1 protein-coding gene and 1 pseudogene are annotated in these 1297 nt (G+C 21.5%); both read right to left on the bottom strand.

What is annotated here, in order from left to right; genetic code table 11:
• A pseudogene (locus JG677_RS08195) lies at positions 1–587 on the bottom strand (hypothetical protein); the annotation flags it as partial.
• A complete protein-coding gene (locus JG677_RS08190; RefSeq protein WP_200169094.1) occupies positions 584–1192 on the bottom strand; it encodes a uracil-DNA glycosylase family protein in 609 nt (202 codons plus the stop codon). The pseudogene JG677_RS08195 and the gene JG677_RS08190, both read right to left, overlap by 4 nt.
• Positions 1193–1297 lie beyond the last annotated feature (105 nt).

Below are 1297 nucleotides of genomic sequence, written 5' to 3'. Positions count from 1 at the left end.
AAATAAATATTTTCATTGTTTATATTTGTATTGCTTTTATGTATAGTAGGTATAAATATTTTTAAATTTCCTTTATAATCATTTAAAGCATTAACGCCTTTTAAGGTAAATCCTGCTATGAGATATTTATAATTTTGATTTTCAATTTGTGATAAAGTTTGTTTAATCTTTACTTCATCTTCTGTACCAATTAAAAAAACTTTAACTTTAATTTCGGCACGTTGCTTTAAAAGATAAGCAATGCTTGCATTAATTATAGTATTAGAATAACTTTTAATTGTTTTTTCTGGAATAATAATAGCTATTTTTACAGAAGTAATTTTTTGTAAATTTGTTTCAAAGTCAGTAATGGAGTTAAGAAGTTTAGAATAAATATTTGATAAAAATTTATCTTTATTATCTGTAAATTCGCTTAAAAAACTAAGATACATTTTTGTTTCTAAAAGTTCAAATAAACAACTAGAATCGCAAAAATTTGTATTCAATTTAGGATAAAAATTTTGCACTAAATCACCTTCTATAAGCTTTTGTTCTTTTGAATATGAAAAACAAAACATAAAAGAGATGATTAAAAGTATTTTTTTCATAAAAATCCTTTAAGTTTTTTTAGATCTTCAATAAATTTTTGTTCATAGCTTGGATTTTTTTCTATAAAATCAAGCTCAAAGCTTGGTAAAATAAAAAAATTTTTATAAGAAAAAATTTCACCACGTAAAATATTAAAATCTTTTAGACCCAAGCTTTGGAAAGCATACTCTCCAAGACATAATAAAATTTTAGGTTTTATAAGATTTAATTCATTATAAAAAAAAGGTAAGCAAGATTGTAGCGAAAAATCGTCATTTTTTCTATAATCAAAACATTTAAAAAGATAGGAGAAATAAAAATCTTTTTCTTCTAAATTTAAATATAGTTTAAGATATTCTTTAAGTAGAGAACCTTTGTGAGAATTTAGCAAAATTCCGCTTTCATTTTCACTTTTATCTCCATGAGAAGTTAAAATCATTAAATTGACTTTTTTTTGCACTTTTTCCATTAAAGAATTTTTTCTATTTTTAGAAAAATGACATAAAGTGCATTGTTTTACATTATTATTTAAATTTGCAAAGCTGATATTATATTCATTTTTATAAGGAAAGTCTTTTAAAAAACTATAACCCATAGCTTTAAGATAATGTAAATCCCTAATCATTATTACTTAATTTATTTAATTGGTCTTTGTTTAAACGATATATTCTCCATTGATTTAAATGAATTGAAGATAAATTTTCATAAAATTTAATACCTTCTTTATTAT

The organism is Campylobacter sp. TTU-622 (genome assembly GCF_016598965.1).
Taxonomy (GTDB): domain Bacteria; phylum Campylobacterota; class Campylobacteria; order Campylobacterales; family Campylobacteraceae; genus Campylobacter_D.
The sequence above is the reverse complement of the archived record's forward strand: the minus strand, read 5'-3'. Positions and strand labels throughout refer to the sequence as shown.

Coding starts and splice junctions, on each gene's coding strand:
- JG677_RS08190 (WP_200169094.1), bottom strand. CDS start 1,192: ATGATTAGGGATTTACATTATCTTAAAGCTATGGGTTATAGTTTTTTA.